Source organism: Cognatiyoonia sediminum, assembly GCF_900129845.1.
GTDB classification, from domain to species: Bacteria; Pseudomonadota; Alphaproteobacteria; order Rhodobacterales; family Rhodobacteraceae; genus Cognatiyoonia; species Cognatiyoonia sediminum.
The window spans coordinates 1,549,261-1,567,030 of sequence record NZ_FQXB01000001.1 but is presented as its reverse complement, the minus strand read 5'-3'; the positions used below and the strand labels follow the sequence as shown (position 1 = coordinate 1,567,030).

Genomic DNA, 17,770 nt, shown 5'->3' with positions numbered 1-17,770 from the left:
AGAAAAAGGCAAGTCACTTGGTATTAGGAGCTATGGCAGATGGCGTGATGCGCGGTGTGGAGAGTGTCACCGACACGCTCACCGCGCCGCTTTCTGATCCTGTCATTCGGCTGGGTGTGACGGGGTTAAGTCGCGCAGGTAAAACGGTTTTTATTACATCGCTCATCGCCAACCTGATGAACAGAGGGCGCATGCCTCAGCTGCGCAATGTGGCCAATATTCAAACCGCCTATTTGCAGCCACAGCCCGATGATACGATCCCACGGTTCGATTACGAGGCGCATTTGTCCAAGCTGACGTCAAAGACGCCCAGCTGGCCGGACGGAACGCGCCATATCTCTGAATTGCGGCTGTCTTTGAAAGTACAGCCGACGGGATTGCTGTCCAGCTTATCTGGCCCCCGCACGATCCATTTGGATATTGTGGACTATCCGGGGGAGTGGCTGCTTGATCTTGGGCTTCTGGATCAAAGCTTTGCCGAGTGGTCAAAAACGGCGCTGACCCGTGCAAAAGATCGGCCAGAGGGCGAGGCGTATCTGACAGCTTTGGCCGACATTGAACCGAACGAAAAACTGGATGAAGCGACGGCGAAGGCGTTGTCTGACCTCTTCGCGTCACATCTCCACGCGGCGCGTGCGGCGGGTTATTCCGATTGCTCGCCCGGGCGTTTTCTGTTGCCGGGGGATCTGGCAGGATCGCCGGTTTTGACCTTTGCGCCGTTGCCAGATGTTAAATACGGGCGCGGTTCATTGGGGCGCGAGTTTAAGCGGCGTTTTGAAAGTTACAAACGCAACGTGGTGAAGCCGTTCTTCCGCGATCATTTCAGCAAGATCGACCGCCAGATTGTCTTGGTCGATGTCTTGGGTGCCATTCACGCAGGCCCCAAGGCGGTTGAGGATTTACGCAGCGCCATGGCCGATATTCTTGGCGCGTTCCGCCCTGGACGAAATGCCTTCCTGACTCGGCTATTCCAAGGAAGACGTGTTGAAAAAATCCTATTCGCGGCAACAAAGGCGGATCACCTGCACCATGTGCAGCACCCGCAACTGACCGCGATTACCGAAGCACTTTTGCGAGATGCAAAGGACCGCGCGGATTTCGCAGGGGCACAAACGGCGGCCATGTCGATTGCATCACTGCGCACGACCGTGGAGGAAACCGTCGATCATCGGGATGGGCCTTTGGATGTCGTGCGGGGGCAGTTGTTGGAAAATGGCAAGCAAGCCGCCTTTTACCCCGGAGCCTTGCCGACGGACCCGCAACACTTGCTTGGCCCCGCACGGGAAGGGCAAGAGGCGTGGCTTGATGCCGACTATCAAGTGATGCGTTTTGCGCCAGCTTCCCTGACTTTGCGACCCAGTGATGGCCCGCCGCACATCAGGTTGGATAAGGCCGCAGAGTTCTTGATCGGAGACAGGATATGACGCGCGGCCCTATTCTGATTGATCTTGACGAAGACGCGCCAGCGGTGGCCCCGCAAGATGCGCCCGCGGTACCCGAATTGGCCGATGCCCCCGAAACAGCAGCGATGCAGCATGTCGCGGCCTTAGCGGCGCGGCGGCCCTCGCGATTGGCGCGTTGGTTTTGGGGACTGTTGATCACAATTGTCGGCTTTGTTGTTTCGCTTGCCGCTTGGGACTACGTGAACGGCTTGATCGCGCGATCGCCGACGCTGGGCTATGCGATCACGATCCTTTTGGCTTTGTTTTGCGGCGTCCTTCTTATCATCGCCTTGCGGGAACTCGCGGCGTTCTCAAGGCTCCGCCGCGTAGATTCTATCCAACATCGGGCGGAGGCGGCTCTGGCCGCGGAAGATTTGAAAGAAGCGCGGGCTGTGAACGATCAGCTCCTTCGGCTTTATCGTGGGCGTCCAGACGTGGCGTGGGGCAGGGACCGTTTGGCGGAACAGTCAGCGGATGTTTTGGATGCCGACGGGCTTTTGGCGCTCTCGGAACGTAGTTTGCTAGAGCCCTTAGATGCACGGGCGCAGCGCGAAGTTGAAGCGGCAGCGCGGCAAGTGGCGACGGTCACGGCCATCGTGCCTTTGGCGCTTGCTGACCTAATCGCCGCGTTGACAGCTAATCTGCGGATGATCCGTCGCATTGCCGAGATTTATGGCGGCAGATCTGGATTTTTCGGCAGTTGGCGCCTGACCCGTACTGTGTTGACCCATCTTGTCGCAACGGGCGCGGTTGCCGTTGGCGATGACCTGATCGGGTCCGTCGCCGGTGGCGGTGTCTTGTCCAAAGTGTCCCGCCGGTTCGGCGAAGGGGTTATCAATGGCGCCCTGACCGCGCGGGTTGGTGTTGCCGCGATGGAGGTCTGTCGTCCTTTGCCGTTTAACGCGGTCGAACGCCCGTCTGTTACCGGTTTGGTGAAGCGGTCTTTGACGGGTCTTTTCCAGAGCAAATAGGGCTTCAGAAGAATTTCGGCGCTGGGCCCAAGGGCAGAGGCCCAACCGACATAAACCCGTTCTGAAAACTGATCGGAACCGAGAGGGTATCGCCCCCTTGCGCCATGGTGTCTGCCACGTTTTGCACCGTAGGCGCGATCCCCTCTTGGATGAGACCAAGTGACACCAACGCCGAAATAAGTTTGTCCCATGATCGGACATTCAAGGTGATCCGACCCTCCGGCGTTCCTTCGGCGCCGATCTCCAAATCGCCGCGCCCTTCAATCGTCGCGTCGCCCCAATTGGCTGTCAGTCGGCGCAATTCGATGGTTTCTGGTCGAGGTGGTTCGGCGTTCTGCTCCGCAACGAAACGGTCCAAAGGTTTGTCGAGCTTGGTGCGCAGATCCAATTCAATCGTATCGAATGATGCCGGCAAGCCCGCCTCGCTTCCGATCATTTGATTAATCGCGTCAGGTAACATCAGTTCATCAACGTCAAAGTAAACGTCATAGGTATTCTCCACACCGGACGTTTGCCTGACGGCTGAGATCAGCTTTGAAGCACCTGTGTTCCACCCGAAATCTGAGCTGAGTTGGATGGGGCCGGACTCAAGCGTGAGGTCTTCCAACTCCGCTGAGGTTGACGCTTCTACTTTTGCACTGGCTTTAAGACCTTCGCTTGCGACATCGATTGTTTGAAGGCCGAGCCTTACTTTCTGCTCGTTCGGGAAAGCGGCGATCACGCTATTTGGCGCATAACTCAGCGCGAAGGCTTGCAAGAAGGGCGCGCGGTAGGAAAACCCGTCTCCGGGGGAGGCCAGCAGAATATCCGTCGCAGTTGTGTCAAACCGCGATGGGAACCCGCGGGTGGAGACATCTTCAATCTCAACGATCCAGCCTTGATTTTGCAGATCGGCAATCGCCGCCTGCGCACCATTTTCCACAGCGCGCGACCCGACAAACCAGTATCCGCTATAGAGCGCCGCTAGCACCAATACAAAAATGGTTAAGTTCCGCATCGACGTCCCTTTCGATCTGCCTTCGCCTGTGTTTATAGAGCGTCAGCGGAAAGGACCAGTGATGGCGCTTTGGGTTTTTGGATATGGATCATTGCTTTGGGATCCCGGGTTTGAGCCGGTCGAGACCCGCAAGGCTGTGCTGAAAGACTATCACCGCAGCTTTTGTATGCTCTCAATCCATTATCGCGGGACGGAAGAAAAACCGGGGTTGGTTTTGGCGCTGGATCAGGCTGATGGTGGGCAATGCACAGGTGTCGCGTTTCGAGCGGCAGACGAAGATGCGGATGCGGTCTTGGCCATGTTGCGCGAGCGGGAACTGATTTCTTACGCCTACTATGAGGACGTGGTGACTGTCACCGATGAGGGCGGCCACGATATCGAGTGCGTGACCTACATCATCAATCGGGACAACGAACAGTACTGCCATCACGACCTTGAAACGCAAGCGCAACTTATAACCCGTTCAACAGGTACGCGCGGGCCCAATCGCGATTATCTCTACAACACTAAGGCTAGGCTCGATGCCTTGAATATTCGCGACGAGGATATGACGTGGCTCACTAACCGTGTGCGCGAATTGTCTCAAAATGATTAGGGATTTCCGTTTCGCCCAACAAAAGCTAAGGTGTTGCGCAAGAAACCAAATTGAGGAACCTGCGCTTTGAGCGAATTAAGGGAACCCGAGGCCGAGCCACATTTCTCTCAACCGGTCCGACAGATCATATCTATGTTGATCGTCTTGGGATTGGTGAGCGGTGTTATTTACATCGGCCTAGATCAGATGCGGCAGATTTTCCTGTCCAACCCCGCGTTGAACGGGCTGATCGTTATGGTCTTTGTGATTGGCGTTTTGTCTACCTTTGCGCAGGTCTATGGGCTTATGCGGTCGGTGCAGTGGATCGAAGGATTTGCTGGCGAACGCGTAGGGGCGAACTTGGTTCAAGCGCCACCCCTGCTGGCTCCATTGGCGACACTGCTGCGGTCGCGCGGCGCGCGGATGCAGATTTCGTCAAGCTCCAGCCGGTCCATTCTGGATTCGGTCGGCCAACGGATCGACGAAGTGCGCGAAATCACGCGCTACATCGGCAATACACTGATTTTCTTGGGCCTTTTGGGTACATTCTACGGCTTGGCCACTACGGTACCCGCCCTTGTTGAGACCATCCGGTCGCTTTCCCCCGAAGAGGGGCAAAGCGGGGCGGATGTTTTCTCTCGCCTGCAGAGCGGGTTGGAAAACCAGCTGGGCGGGATGGGAACGGCGTTTTCGTCGTCTTTGCTTGGCCTCGCGGGGTCTTTGGTTGTTGGTCTTTTGGAGCTTTTCGCGGGCCATGGGCAAAACCGTTTCTACCAAGAATTAGAAGAGTGGCTCTCCTCCATCACGCGGCTTGGTTATGCGGGCGATGATGCCGGAAGTGATGAAGGTGGCAGCGCCGTCGGTGCTTATGTTGATCATCTGGCCGAGCAGATGGAAGCGTTGCAAGACACATTTGCCAAGGCGGAAGCGAGCCGGATTGAAACCGATGCACGTATTGCCGCGCTGACTTCGGCGGTCGAAGCGATAGCAACTCAAGGACAGGCCGCAGGTGTTGACGATTCAACCTCGGCATTATTGGCCAATGTTGCAGAAGGGCAAAGCGACCTCATTGAAAAGCTGAATGCCGGTGGGATCGACGGGATCGACGCCGAAAGCCGGATGCGCTTGCGGTCGATCGACGTGCAATTGCTGCGCATCTTGGAAGAGCTCGCCGCAGGACGTCAGCAGTCAACTGCTGATTTGCGCAGCGACCTTGCTGAATTGACCAAAGCTATCAAAGGAAAAGGCCGCTAGCCATGGCGCTCGCCCGCAGGTCATCCCAACGCTTCAACACCGCCATTTGGCCGGGGTTCGTGGATGCGATGACCGGGCTATTACTGGTGCTGATGTTTGTGCTGACGATCTTTATGGTCATTCAGTTCGTTCTGCGCGAAACCATCACGGGACAGGAAAGCCAGTTGAATGACTTGGCGGCCGAAGTTGCCTCTTTGACAGCGGTTTTGGGTTTGGAACGGGATCGCACGGCGACTTTGGAAAGCACGTTGTCAGACGCCGAGGCGCAAGCTGCAGCACAGGCGGCGTTGATCTCTCAATTGTCGTTGGATTTGGAAGTATCCCAAACGGCGCTTGCAGATGCGCAAACTCAGATCATCGGATTCGAGGCACAGGTTGCGGGCCTTTTGGCCGAGCGTGTGGCGCAGGATGATGTCATCGCTGGTTTGGAGACGGAACAAACGCGGTTGCTGTCAGAGCAAGAAGCGCTGAACCTCGCCTTGGCACAAGCGCGCGACGAGATTGATGAGGGGACAGAGGCTGCACGCCTCGCCGCGGCACAACGCGAAGCCTTAGAGGCGATGATTGCAGAGCTTCAGACCCAAGGAGATGCGGATGCCACACGCATAACGGCACTGGAACAAGAGCGTCTTTCGAACGTGGCCCGTATCGACGAATTGGAAGCAGCTGAACTGGCGCAAGCGGCAGCGGCCGAAGCTCTGCGAGAGCGTTTGGCCAATGCCGATACCGAGTTGACCGCGATGACGTTGGCCTTGGAAGAAAAGCGGCGCGAGGCGGAGGAAACTCTAACGCTGTTGGCTGCGACCGAAGCTGCGCGCGACGATCTGACAGAGAACCTCGCCGCTGCTTTGTTGGCGCAGCAGAACGCGGAATCTGCCTTGGCGAGTGCTGCGGAAACTGAACAGTCTTTGAATGCTCAATTGCTCGCTGCGTTGACGGCTCAAGGGGCTTCAGTTGAGGCAATGGCGGTGCTGGAAAGCCGTTTGAACGATCGGTTGGAAGAAATCGCCTCACTACAAACGCGGCTTGATCAGGCGACTGAAATTCTGGCCTCTGGCAATGTTGCGAATGAAGATTTGGCGGCACGATTGGCCGCGGCTCTTTTGGCGAATGATGAATTGACCGCTGCGACGGATGCGGAGATTGCTGATCTACAATCGCGGTTGGAACAAGCGGTTCAGGCGGAAGTCGCAACTTCAGAGGATGCGCAGCGTGCGATGCAAGAGTTGCAAGCGCAATTGGCGGCAGCGCTTTTGGCCGAGCAAACCACGCTTGAACAAGCCGAGGCCCGCGAGAAAGATTTGCAGAACCAGTTGGTCGAGGCTTTGCTCGCTCAGCAGCAAGCGACAGCAGCAGCGGAAGGGGCATCTCAATCACAGCAGGATTTGCAGGATCGACTGGCAGAAGCGCTTCTGGCGCGCGAGGCTTTGGAAGCGCAGGTCGCGGTTTTGACCGATACGACGGATGAGGCGGCGAGCTTGCGGTCGCAATTGGCCGCTGCCTTGGCTGATCAGGCGGACGCGCAAACGCAAGCAGATCGCCAAGCGGCCCTGCTTGCAGCGGCGAATGATGCGCTGTCTCAAGAAGAGGCATTGTCTGCTGAAAGTCAGCGTCAGGTTGCATTGTTGAATGCTCAGGTGGCGCAATTGCGCAGTCAAGTGGGCAGTTTGCAAGAATTGTTAAACCTCGCTGCCGAAGCCGATTCAGATGCGCAGGTTCAGATTGAACGTCTAGGCGAGCAGTTGAACAGCGCATTGGCCCGTGTCGCGGCCGAGGAACGCAGGCGGGCTGCCTTGGAAGAGGCAGAGCGCATTCGGCTGGAAGCAGAGGCGGCTCGGTTGGCGGAAGAGACTGAAAGGCTGGCGTCGGAAGCGCAGAACCTCGAGCGGTTCCGGTCAGATTTCTTCGGCGAAATGCGTAATATCTTGGAAAGCCAAGAGGGTGTCCAGATTGTAGGCGACCGGTTTGTCTTCTCTTCCGAGGTGCTGTTCCAACCCGCCAGTGCGGAATTATCAGAGTTGGGCCAACAAGAGATCGCCAAAGTCGCAGCTATTCTGCAAGATGTGGCTGACGAGATTCCTGAAGGGATCGACTGGGTCATCCGCGTAGATGGTCATACGGACAATGTGCCCTTGTCCGGCCAAGGACGTTACGCTGACAACTGGGAGCTTTCTCAGGCGCGGGCGCTGTCAGTGGTACGTTATATGACCGAACAACTGGGCATCCCACCCAACCGGCTCGCGGCAAATGGATTCGGGGAGTTCCAGCCACTCAACACGGCCGATACCGAAGAGGCGCGCGCCCAGAACCGTCGGATTGAGTTGAAGCTGACGGAGCGGTAGGGCGGTGGAGATTACCGGGCAGTGCTATTGTGGGAAAACTCGGATTTCAGCCAAGAATCCGCTTTCCGTTGTACTGTGTCACTGTGGTGATTGTCGGCGAGCGTCAGGCGCACCGGTTGCAGCATTTGTGGCCTTCGATGAGGCCGATCTGACGGTTAACTCTGGCAATTTGCAAAACGTTGAAGTCAACACAGGTGTTCTGCGGGAGTTTTGCGGATACTGTGGGTCTCCTATCACTGGCAGATACGATTATCTGCACGGTACGGTTTATGTATCTCTCGGGCTATTGGATCAGGCCGATGCATTAGAACCAACTCTGCACGCACATCACGACAATCGGTTGCAGTGGCTGCATTTGTCAGACGATGTCGAACGGCATGGGACTTCGGCGCGCGACGCATTGCCTTAAGAAAAAGGGCCGCAGGTGCGGCCCTCTTTCTTAATCTGCAGGAAGAAGCGGAGGCTTCTTGCCTGAGTCCGGCAGCTTGCCTTGCTCTGGCTCCTCGATCTGAAGATCCAGCTCGCCTTTTTTGACGCCGACCTTGACCAAACCGCCTTTGACGAGCTTCCCGAACAGAAGTTCTTCGGCCAGTGGCTTTTTGATATGCTCTTGAATGACGCGGCCAAGTGGGCGGGCGCCCATTTTGTCATCATAGCCTTTGTCAGCGAGCCATTCGGCAGCCTTTGGCGTCAGTTCAATATGAACGTTCCGATCGATCAGTTGAGCTTCGAGTTGCAGCACAAACTTTTCAACCACTTGCAAGATCACTTCTTTCGGCAATGCGCCGAAGGAAATTACCGCATCCAAACGGTTGCGGAATTCTGGTGTGAATGTCCGTTCGATGGCAGCTGTATCCTCACCCGCGCGGCTTTCACGGCCGAAGCCCAGAGCGTTCTTGTTCAACTCAGCAGCACCTGCGTTTGATGTCATGATCAGGATCACATTGCGGAAATCGGTTGTCCGGCCATTGTGGTCGGTCAGTTTGCCGTGGTCCATCACTTGCAACAGGATGTTGTAAACGTCTGGGTGCGCTTTTTCGATCTCGTCGAGAAGGAGAACACAATGCGGGTTCTGATCGACGCCATCCGTCAACATGCCGCCTTGGTCAAAACCGACATAGCCCGGAGGCGCACCGATCAGGCGGGAAACGGCGTGCTTCTCCATGTATTCGGACATGTCGAACCGCATAAGTTCCACACCCAGCGTGTCCGCTAGTTGTTTCGCGACCTCAGTTTTACCCACACCGGTTGGGCCTGCGAAGAGGTAATTGCCGATGGGCTTTTCAGGCTCACGCAGACCAGCACGTGCGAGTTTGATTGCCGATGACAGTGCTTCGATTGCAGTGTCCTGACCGAAGACCACGCGTTTCAGCGACTGTTCTAAGTCTTTCAGTACTTCTGCATCGTCTTTGCTGACGTTCTTCGGCGGAATGCGCGCGATTTTCGCCACGACGGCTTCAATCTCTTTCGTGCCAATTGTTTTTCGGCGCTTCGATTCCGCGACCAGATGCTGTGCCGCGCCCGCTTCATCAATCACGTCGATCGCCTTGTCCGGCAGTTTGCGGTCATTAATATAGCGCGCGGAAAGATCGACAGCGGTTTTGATCGCGTCGGCTGTGTATTTGATGGAGTGATGCTCCTCAAAATACGGCTTCAAGCCGCGCAGGATTTTCACCGCATCTTCGACAGAAGGCTCATTCACGTCGATTTTTTGGAACCGGCGGCTGAGCGCGCGGTCCTTTTCGAAGTGCTGACGGAATTCCTTATATGTGGTGGACCCCATGCAGCGCAGTTTGCCACCCTGCAGAGCAGGTTTCAGCAGGTTAGAGGCATCCATAGCACCACCCGATGTAGCACCTGCGCCGATGACTGTGTGGATTTCGTCGATGAACAACACTGCGTTATCGTGGTCTTCCATTTCAGTCATCACGGCTTTGAGGCGTTCCTCAAAATCCCCGCGGTAGCGGGTTCCGGCGAGCAGGGCGCCCATATCAAGCGAATAGATTGTTGTATTCGCCAAGACCTCTGGCGTTTCGCCGTTGGTGATTTTGAAAGCCAGACCCTCGGCAATCGCCGTTTTGCCAACGCCGGGATCGCCCACCAAAAGCGGGTTGTTCTTACGGCGGCGACACAGCACTTGAATACAACGCTCAACCTCATGCGCACGGCCAATCAGTGGATCGACATCGCCTTGAGACGCTTTTGCGTTCAAATCGACGCAATACTTAGCAAGTGCGCTTTCTTTTTCTTCAACACTGTCGTCCTGAATGGTTTCAGTGTTTTCATCTGCAGCCCCTTGGATCGGACGAGTTTCGCCAAAGGCTGGGTCTTTCGCAACGCCATGAGCGATGAAGTTCACGGCGTCATAGCGCGTCATGTCCTGTTCTTGCAGGAAGTAAGCCGCATTTGACTCACGCTCAGCGAAGATTGCAACGAGCACGTTTGCGCCGGTAACTTCGGTCCGGCCTGACGATTGCACATGGATCGCCGCACGTTGGATCACACGCTGGAAGGCGGCCGTTGGAACAGCTTCGGAGCCTTCGACATCTGTTTCGAGAGTGGAGAGATCATCTTCGATGAAGTCTTCCAGATCTTTCCGCAACGCATCCAAATCCACCGAACACGCCTGCATGACCCGGGCTGCGTCGGGTTCGTCAATCAGCGCAAGAAGCAAATGTTCCAGCGTAGCGAGTTCGTGTTTGCGGGCATTGGCCAAGGCCAGCGCGCCGTGGATGGACTGCTCTAACGTTGTAGAAAATGATGGCACGTGCGGTGCTCCTTCACTTGCGGTGGGCCTGAAGGGGAGGATACCCGGACAGACCGTGACCTCTTTGTCTTAAGGTTTGGTTTTATTGGCCAACCTTCAAGCCCTTTTTTTGTCTTCCTGGTCACAAATAGTGCGATTCATTGTGAAATCGCCTGTTTGCCGCCAAATGTCGCAGTTTTTGAACAAACTCTTATCAGAATTTGTCTTTGCGGGAGCGGATTTCGGTGAAGACGTCGACGTCGTTTCCATTTGGGAGGCCGATCGCAGATTTCAAGGCTGGGTCGTCGGCTCGGAGGAACGGGTTGGTGGCGCATTCCAAGGCGAGTGTCGTCGGAACGGTGGTCTGACCGGTCGCACGTGCGGTTTGGACATCGCCTATCCGCTCAGCCACTGCGTTATTCGTTTCACCTAGGCTTGCCGCAAAATTAGCGTTTCCAAGCGTATATTCATGTCCGGAGGCGATGATCGTCTCAGACGGAAGGGTGCGCAATTTCAACATGCTGTTCCACATTTGCTCTGGTGTGCCTTCAAACAGTCGCCCGCAGCCCATAGCCATCAAGCTGTCGGCGGTGAAGGCGACGCCAGCTTCAGGGAAATAGATCGCGATGTGGCCGATGGTATGGCCGGAGACATCGAAGATTTGAACACTTTCACCCAAAACCGTCGGCGTGTCGCCCTCTGCAACAGGCAAATCCAACTCGGGGAGCCGATGCGCGTCAGCGGCAGCGCCGATCACACGCGCATTGCCACGAAGCGGCTCCAAACCGTCAATGTGATCCCAGTGGTGATGCGTTAAAATAATGTCGGTTAGCGCCCAGCCACGTTTATCTAGTTCAGCTTGAATGGGTCCTGGCTCAGGCGCATCGACAAGCGCTGTCTCTCCTGTCTCGGCATTATGCAGCAAATAGGCATAGTTATCTTCCAGGCAGGGGATGGTGACGAGTTCAAGAGGCATGGCATTGTCGCTTTCAACTGGTATGGTCAGTCGAAGTTTTGCTGAAAGGACGACCGAACACAATGCATCTGGATGTGTTGGACTTGCGTAATTTCTATTACCGCAGCGCCCTTGGGCGCAGCGCCCAGCACGTTATTCGGAGCGAACTGACCGAACTGTGGCCCGAGGCGAAAGGTCAAACCGTGGCGGGCTATGGGTTTGCTGTGCCGATGCTGCGGCCGTATCTGCCGGATGCGAGGCGGGTCATCGGGCTCATGCCCGGCCCACAAGGCGTCATGCCTTGGCCACCGCAACTGCCTAACGTCAGCGTCTTGTGCGAAGAAACCAATTGGCCAATCTCGACAGGTCAAATCGACAAATTGGTTGTGATGCACGGGTTGGAAACAAGTGAAAACCCCTCTGCGCTGTTGGACGAATGTTGGCGTGTCCTTGGACCGGGCGGGCGGGTGATCTTCATCGTTCCAAATCGTGCGGGGCTTTGGTCGCGGTCTGACAATACGCCTTTTGGCTATGGAAGACCTTATTCCATGTCGCAGTTAGAGGCCCAATTGCGTCGGCATCAGTTTGTCACGGAACGTAGTGTGTCAGCACTTTATCAACCGCCATCGCACAAACGAATTTGGCGTAAGTTTACGGCCTTCATGGAACGGGTCGGGCATAACCTTCCCGTCGTCAAAGCGGGCGGCGTCTTGATTGTCGAAGCTTCTAAACAATCTGTCGCGCCGATAAGCGGTTTGCGGGAGACAGTTAAACGTCCCTTGAAGGCGCTAGAAGGTATGGCGGCTCCGGTACCGGGTACAGCAGGCGCTAGAGGGGTTCCGAGGACGAAAAACGACACATAGGTCGCAGATTCGCTACCCAGTTGACGTGACGACGGTGGTCAAATTTTCCGCGTTTTTTCAAATTCGGTAAAAGCCCTTGTAAACATTGTAAAACCAGCATGGGATAAATTCGTCAGGGCGCTTGCCCGTGCCAAAATCGTCTGCTACATCGCACGGGATTTCGAAGCCCCCGCAGTTTGCGAGGGTTTTTTAGCTGCCTAAATCCCCATCAAACGGGCCGAAGGCTTAACACATCGAAAGGGTGGACGTGTCCGAACCAGCTTCGATTTCTTCAGGCATCGCGCAGCGTTACGCTACCGCCGTGTTTGAGCTTGCTAAAGAGGGCAAGAAGCTCAAAGCTCTCGAAACTGATCTTGGCGCCTTGGAAGCTGCTATCACTGATAGCGACGACCTTCGTGCATTGCTCAATTCCCCAATTTACACGCGGGAAGAGCAGAGCGCAGCGATTGCTGCGGTTGCCAAGAAAATGAAATTATCTCCGACAATGACAAACACGCTTGCGCTTCTGGCGTCCAAGCGTCGTCTGTTTGTCTTGCCGCAACTGGTCAAAGCCCTCCGTGAGCAGTTGGCCGAGGAGCGTGGCGAAGTGACGGCTGAGGTCGTTTCCGCCAAGGCACTGACCAAGGCACAGTCGGACAAGCTTGCCAAAACTCTGAAAGAGCAGGTTGGTAAAGCTGTCACCATCAACGCGACTGTCGATGAAAGCATCATTGGCGGTCTTATTGTTAAAGTGGGCTCGAAGATGATCGATACGTCGATCAAGTCGAAGCTCAGCGCACTCCAGAACACAATGAAAGAGGTCGGATAAATGGCGATCCAAGCGTCTGAAATCTCTGCGATCCTAAAGGACCAGATCAAGAACTTCGGTCAGGAAGCCGAAGTTGCTGAAGTGGGCCGCGTGCTGTCCGTAGGTGACGGTATTGCGCGTGTATATGGCCTCGATAACGTACAGGCCGGTGAAATGGTCGAATTCCCCGGCGGTATCCGCGGGATGGCTCTGAACCTCGAAGCTGACAACGTGGGTGTTGTTATCTTCGGTTCTGACCGTGACATTAAAGAAGGCGACACAGTTAAGCGCACAAACTCCATCGTGGACGTGCCTGCTGGTCCTGAACTGCTTGGCCGCGTTGTTGACGCGCTGGGCAACCCGCTTGACGGCAAAGGCCCGATCAAGACCAAGAACCGCTTGGTTGCTGACGTCAAAGCCCCTGGCATCATCCCGCGTAAATCCGTGCATGAACCAATGGCAACTGGCCTGAAATCCGTTGACGCGATGATCCCAATCGGCCGTGGCCAGCGGGAATTGATCATTGGCGACCGTCAGACAGGTAAAACGGCTGTGGCTCTGGACACGATCCTGAACCAGAAGGTCTATAATGACGCCGCAAAAGACGACAGCGAGAAGCTCTACTGTGTTTACGTTGCTGTTGGTCAGAAGCGCTCCACAGTTGCGCAGCTGGTGAAGCGCCTCGAAGAATCCGGCGCGATCGAATATTCCATCGTTGTTGCTGCAACCGCGTCTGAGCCTGCTCCTATGCAGTACCTCGCACCATATGCTGCGACTGCGATGGCTGAATACTTCCGCGACAGCGGCAAGCACGCCCTGATCATCTATGATGACCTCTCGAAGCAGGCTGTGTCTTATCGTCAGATGTCCCTGCTTCTTCGCCGTCCACCAGGACGTGAAGCTTACCCAGGTGACGTTTTCTACCTTCACTCCCGCCTGCTGGAACGTTCTGCGAAGCTGAACGAAGACAACGGCGCTGGTTCTTTGACCGCTCTGCCGATCATCGAAACTCAAGGTGGTGACGTTTCTGCGTTTATTCCGACAAACGTGATCTCCATCACCGACGGTCAGATCTTCTTGGAAACAGAACTCTTCTACCAAGGTATCCGCCCTGCGGTGAACACCGGTCTGTCCGTTTCTCGTGTGGGCTCATCCGCTCAGACAAACGCGATGAAATCTGTTGCTGGTCCGGTTAAACTGGAACTCGCTCAGTATCGTGAGATGGCGGCGTTTGCTCAGTTCGGTTCCGACCTTGACGCATCCACACAGGCTTTGCTGAACCGTGGTGCGCGTCTGACAGAACTGATGAAGCAGCCTCAGTACTCCCCACTGACCAACGCAGAAATCGTCTGCGTGATCTACGCGGGTACAAACGGCTACCTCGACAACGTCGATGTGAAAGACGTGGGCCGCTACGAAGCTGGTCTGCTCAAGCACCTGCGTACAAACGCAAGCGATGTTCTAGACTACATCACGAACGAAGACCCGAAGATCAAAGGTGAGGCTGAAGACAAGATCAAAGCCGCTTTGGACGCATTCGCCAAAGATTTCGCCTAAGACCTGACGGATAAAGGAGACTGAGCTTTGCCTAGTCTTAAGGACCTTAAAAACCGGATCGAAAGCGTGAAATCCACGCGGAAGATTACCAAGGCGATGCAGATGGTCGCGGCCGCAAAATTGCGCCGCGCCCAAGATGCCGCCGAAGCGTCGCGTCCGTATTCCGAGCGTTTCAACGCGGTGATGGCTGGTTTGGCTGCCTCTGTTGGCGGATCAGACAGCGCGCCAAAGCTGATTGCGGGTACAGGCTCTGACCATACGCAACTGTTGATCGTTATGACAGCAGAGCGCGGGCTGTGCGGCGGCTTCAACGGCAACATCGCGAAACTGGCGAAAGCCAAAGCGCAAGAGCTGATCGACGCTGGTAAATCAGTCAAGATCATCACGGTTGGAAAGAAAGGCCGTGACGCGATCAAGCGTGAGCTGGGCGATCACTTCATCGGTCACGTTGACCTGACCGAAGTGAAGCGCGTTGGCTATGCCGACGCCCAAGGCATCGCCAAGGATGTTCTGGCACGCTTTGACGCGGGTGAGTTTGATGTCGCAACAATCTTCTATTCGAAGTTCGTCAACGTCGTCAGCCAGATCCCGACAGCGCAGCAGATCATTCCTGCAAGCTTTGAAGATGTCGAACCAGCCGATCATGGCGGCGCGATCTACGACTACGAGCCTAGCGAAGAAGCAATCCTTGCTGACTTGCTGCCCCGTGGTGTCGCAACGGCGATCTTCTCTGCTCTGCTTGAGAACGGTGCATCCGAGCAAGGCGCACGGATGTCTGCGATGGACAACGCCACCCGTAACGCTGGTGAGATGATCGACAAGCTGACCATTGAGTTTAACCGCTCACGTCAGGCTGTGATCACCAACGAGCTGATTGAAATTATTTCGGGCGCGGAAGCGCTCTAGACCCCGGAGAAACCAACTATGGCAAACGCAAAAGGCAAGATCACGCAGATCATCGGCGCCGTCGTTGACGTGCAGTTCGATGACCATCTGCCAGAAATCTTGAACGCTCTGACAACAGACAACAATGGCAAGACACTGACGCTCGAAGTTGCGCAACACCTCGGTGAAAACACCGTTCGTGCGATCGCGATGGACGCAACAGAAGGTCTGGTTCGGGGTCAGGACGTCACCGACCAAGGCACAACAATCTCTGTTCCAGTAGGCGACGCAACACTCGGCCGCATCATGAACGTTGTGGGTGAGCCAGTGGACGAAAAAGGTCCTGTTGAAACGAAAGAGACACGCTCCATCCACGGCGACGCGCCAGAGTTTGAAGCACAGTCCACAGCCTCTGAAATCCTGGTCACAGGCATCAAAGTTATCGACCTTCTCGCACCATATGCGAAGGGTGGTAAAATTGGCCTCTTCGGTGGTGCCGGTGTCGGTAAGACAGTTCTTATTCAGGAATTGATCAACAACATCGCGAAAGTGCACTCTGGCTACTCCGTGTTCGCGGGTGTGGGTGAGCGTACACGTGAAGGCAACGACCTTTACTACGAATTCATCGAATCTGGCGTTATCAACGCGGAAGACCTGACAAAGTCCAAAGTGGCCTTGGTTTACGGTCAGATGAACGAGCCTCCAGGTGCGCGTATGCGTGTTGCTCTGTCCGGTCTGACAATGGCTGAACAGTTCCGCGACCAGTCCGGTACAGACGTTCTGTTCTTCGTCGACAACATCTTCCGCTTTACACAGGCGGGTTCCGAGGTGTCCGCGCTTTTGGGCCGTATTCCATCTGCTGTGGGCTACCAGCCAACACTCGCAACCGACATGGGTGCGATGCAGGAACGGATTACTTCTACAAAGAACGGCTCGATCACTTCCGTTCAGGCGATCTACGTGCCTGCGGACGACTTGACCGACCCTGCGCCAGCTACCTCGTTTGCGCACTTGGACGCGACAACCGTTTTGAACCGTGCGATTTCCGAGCTTGGCATCTACCCTGCGGTGGACCCACTCGACTCCACATCGCGTTTGTTGGACCCAGCAGTTATCGGTGAAGAGCACTACTCTGTAGCTTCCGACGTGCAGCAAATCCTTCAGCGCTACAAGTCGCTTCAGGACATCATCGCGATTCTCGGCATGGACGAACTGTCAGAAGAAGACAAACTGACTGTTGCTCGTGCACGTAAGATCCAGCGCTTCCTGTCACAGCCGTTTGACGTGGCTCAGGTCTTCACCGGCTCCCCTGGTGTTCAGGTGCCGCTTGAAGACACAATCGCGTCCTTCAAGGCTGTTGTTGCAGGCGAATACGACCACTTGCCAGAAGGTGCGTTCTACATGGTAGGCGGCATCGACGAAGTGATCGCAAAAGCCGAGAAAATGGCGGCAGACGCTGCTTAAGGAGGCCTAAATGGCAAACCTTCAATTCGATCTTGTCTCGCCCGAGCGCCGATTGGCATCGGTCGAGGCGTCAGAGGTCCAAATTCCGGGTGCTGACGGTGACATGACTGTCATGGCCATGCACGCACCAACGATCACAACGCTGCGACCTGGGATGCTGCGCGTCGTCAGCGGGTCAGGCACGGAAGAATACGTGGTTTCTGGTGGCTTTGCTGAGATCAACGCGGAAAGCGTTTCCGTCCTCGCGGAAAGCGCTGTGCCAAAGGCCGAGATGACGCAGGAAATCTTTGACCAGATGGTCGAAGACGCAAAACGCGTTCACGCCGAAGCTCAATCTGACTTTGAGAATGAGCCAGGCCCAGTGGATGACGCGGCCAAACTGATCTCTGACATGGTGAACATGGGCGGTGAGATCGGGCTTAACGCTTCAAAGTAGGCGCTTATGACGAAGACATTCAATCAGGCCTCCGATTTTCGGGGGCCTTTTTGTTTCTTCGTCCTTATTTCGCCTAAATTCATGATTAACGCGTCAGGTGTAGTGTTTGAGTAAATGGTAGACCGTATGCGTAAGTTAGACAGCCACAAGCTGGGTATTGAACAGGGCGAAACTGTTCTTTTTTCCGATTTTGAAGATGGCGGCCCGATGTGGTCGGGAGATGGGCAAAGGGACGTTTCCGTTCCTATCGTATTCTCCGAAAGCTTCGATATGCCCCCGTCCGTCATGGTGACGCTGGCCCTCTGCGATATGTCGAATGAGGCCTATATGCGGATGGACTTGCGCGCGAAAAACGTGACGACCCGCGGGTTCGACATCGCCTTTGCGACATGGGGCGATACGAAGTTCGCCCGCGTGCGGGTCGCGTGGCAGGCGATCGGCGCGGTGAGTTCTGAGGACGCTTGGGATATTTGATGGTCCGGCCAGCCCTGCCTAAT

The 17,770-nt window shown here is 55.5% G+C and carries 16 protein-coding genes; 13 read left to right on the top strand and 3 right to left on the bottom strand.

Features of this window, described 5'->3' with window-relative positions:
• Positions 1-17: 17 nt before the first annotated feature.
• Together BUA85_RS07870 and BUA85_RS07865 are read left to right on the top strand one after the other, a co-directional pair.
• Complete coding sequence (locus BUA85_RS07870) at positions 18-1,424, top strand: YcjX family GTP-binding protein (protein WP_072900262.1); 1,407 nt, start codon at positions 18-20, stop codon at positions 1,422-1,424.
• Positions 1,421-2,413 (top strand): YcjF family protein, encoded by a 993-nt coding sequence (locus tag BUA85_RS07865; RefSeq protein ID WP_072900261.1) that lies wholly within the window; start codon positions 1,421-1,423, stop codon positions 2,411-2,413. Before BUA85_RS07870 ends, BUA85_RS07865 begins: the two co-directional genes overlap by 4 nt.
• A 4-nt stretch (positions 2,414-2,417) precedes the next feature.
• On the opposite strand, the gene BUA85_RS07860 is transcribed toward BUA85_RS07865, so the two are convergent.
• Complete coding sequence (locus BUA85_RS07860; RefSeq protein ID WP_083526197.1) at positions 2,418-3,410, bottom strand: DUF2125 domain-containing protein; 993 nt, start codon at positions 3,408-3,410, stop codon at positions 2,418-2,420.
• Positions 3,411-3,471: 61 nt separating this feature from the next.
• On the opposite strand from BUA85_RS07860, the gene BUA85_RS07855 reads away from it, so the two are divergent.
• From BUA85_RS07855 to BUA85_RS07840, 4 genes are all read left to right on the top strand, one after another.
• Complete coding sequence (locus BUA85_RS07855) at positions 3,472-4,005, top strand: gamma-glutamylcyclotransferase (protein WP_072900475.1); 534 nt, start codon at positions 3,472-3,474, stop codon at positions 4,003-4,005.
• A gap of 132 nt (positions 4,006-4,137) precedes the next feature.
• Positions 4,138-5,238 (top strand): biopolymer transporter ExbB, encoded by a 1,101-nt coding sequence (locus BUA85_RS07850; RefSeq protein ID WP_072900259.1) that lies wholly within the window; start codon positions 4,138-4,140, stop codon positions 5,236-5,238.
• 2 nt (positions 5,239-5,240) lie between these two features.
• Positions 5,241-7,580, top strand: coding sequence for a peptidoglycan -binding protein (locus tag BUA85_RS07845; RefSeq protein ID WP_072900258.1), 2,340 nt, complete (start codon positions 5,241-5,243; stop codon positions 7,578-7,580).
• A 4-nt stretch (positions 7,581-7,584) separates the two neighbouring features.
• Positions 7,585-7,989, top strand: coding sequence for a GFA family protein (locus BUA85_RS07840; protein WP_278246397.1), 405 nt, complete (start codon positions 7,585-7,587; stop codon positions 7,987-7,989).
• Positions 7,990-8,019: 30 nt separating this feature from the next.
• Here BUA85_RS07840 and clpA read toward each other — a convergent pair whose 3' ends face one another.
• Both clpA and gloB read right to left on the bottom strand, forming a co-directional pair.
• Positions 8,020-10,347 (bottom strand): ATP-dependent Clp protease ATP-binding subunit ClpA, encoded by a 2,328-nt coding sequence (clpA, locus tag BUA85_RS07835; RefSeq protein ID WP_072900257.1) that lies wholly within the window; start codon positions 10,345-10,347, stop codon positions 8,020-8,022.
• A 193-nt stretch (positions 10,348-10,540) separates the two neighbouring features.
• A complete protein-coding gene (gene gloB, locus BUA85_RS07830) occupies positions 10,541-11,302 on the bottom strand; it encodes a hydroxyacylglutathione hydrolase (protein ID WP_072900256.1) in 762 nt (253 codons plus the stop codon).
• A 62-nt stretch (positions 11,303-11,364) separates the two neighbouring features.
• On the opposite strand from gloB, the gene BUA85_RS07825 reads away from it, so the two are divergent.
• From BUA85_RS07825 to BUA85_RS07795, 7 genes are all read left to right on the top strand, one after another.
• The gene (locus BUA85_RS07825) at positions 11,365-12,144 is read left to right on the top strand and encodes a class I SAM-dependent methyltransferase (RefSeq protein ID WP_072900255.1); all 780 of its coding nucleotides are present in this window, start codon (positions 11,365-11,367) and stop codon (positions 12,142-12,144) included.
• A gap of 241 nt (positions 12,145-12,385) precedes the next feature.
• The gene (locus BUA85_RS07820) at positions 12,386-12,952 is read left to right on the top strand and encodes a F0F1 ATP synthase subunit delta (protein WP_072900254.1); all 567 of its coding nucleotides are present in this window, start codon (positions 12,386-12,388) and stop codon (positions 12,950-12,952) included.
• The gene (gene atpA, locus BUA85_RS07815) at positions 12,953-14,488 is read left to right on the top strand and encodes a F0F1 ATP synthase subunit alpha (protein WP_072900253.1); all 1,536 of its coding nucleotides are present in this window, start codon (positions 12,953-12,955) and stop codon (positions 14,486-14,488) included.
• Between the two features lie 27 nt (positions 14,489-14,515).
• On the top strand, positions 14,516-15,394 hold the full coding sequence (locus BUA85_RS07810) for a F0F1 ATP synthase subunit gamma (RefSeq protein WP_072900252.1): 879 nt from the start codon (positions 14,516-14,518) through the stop codon (positions 15,392-15,394).
• Between the two features lie 18 nt (positions 15,395-15,412).
• Positions 15,413-16,837: a F0F1 ATP synthase subunit beta gene (gene atpD / locus BUA85_RS07805; RefSeq protein WP_072900251.1), complete on the top strand. Its 1,425-nt coding sequence runs from the start codon at positions 15,413-15,415 to the stop codon at positions 16,835-16,837.
• A 10-nt stretch (positions 16,838-16,847) separates the two neighbouring features.
• Positions 16,848-17,273, top strand: coding sequence for a F0F1 ATP synthase subunit epsilon (locus tag BUA85_RS07800; RefSeq protein ID WP_072900250.1), 426 nt, complete (start codon positions 16,848-16,850; stop codon positions 17,271-17,273).
• Positions 17,274-17,399: 126 nt separating this feature from the next.
• Positions 17,400-17,747 (top strand): H-type lectin domain-containing protein, encoded by a 348-nt coding sequence (locus BUA85_RS07795; RefSeq protein WP_072900249.1) that lies wholly within the window; start codon positions 17,400-17,402, stop codon positions 17,745-17,747.
• Positions 17,748-17,770 lie beyond the last annotated feature (23 nt).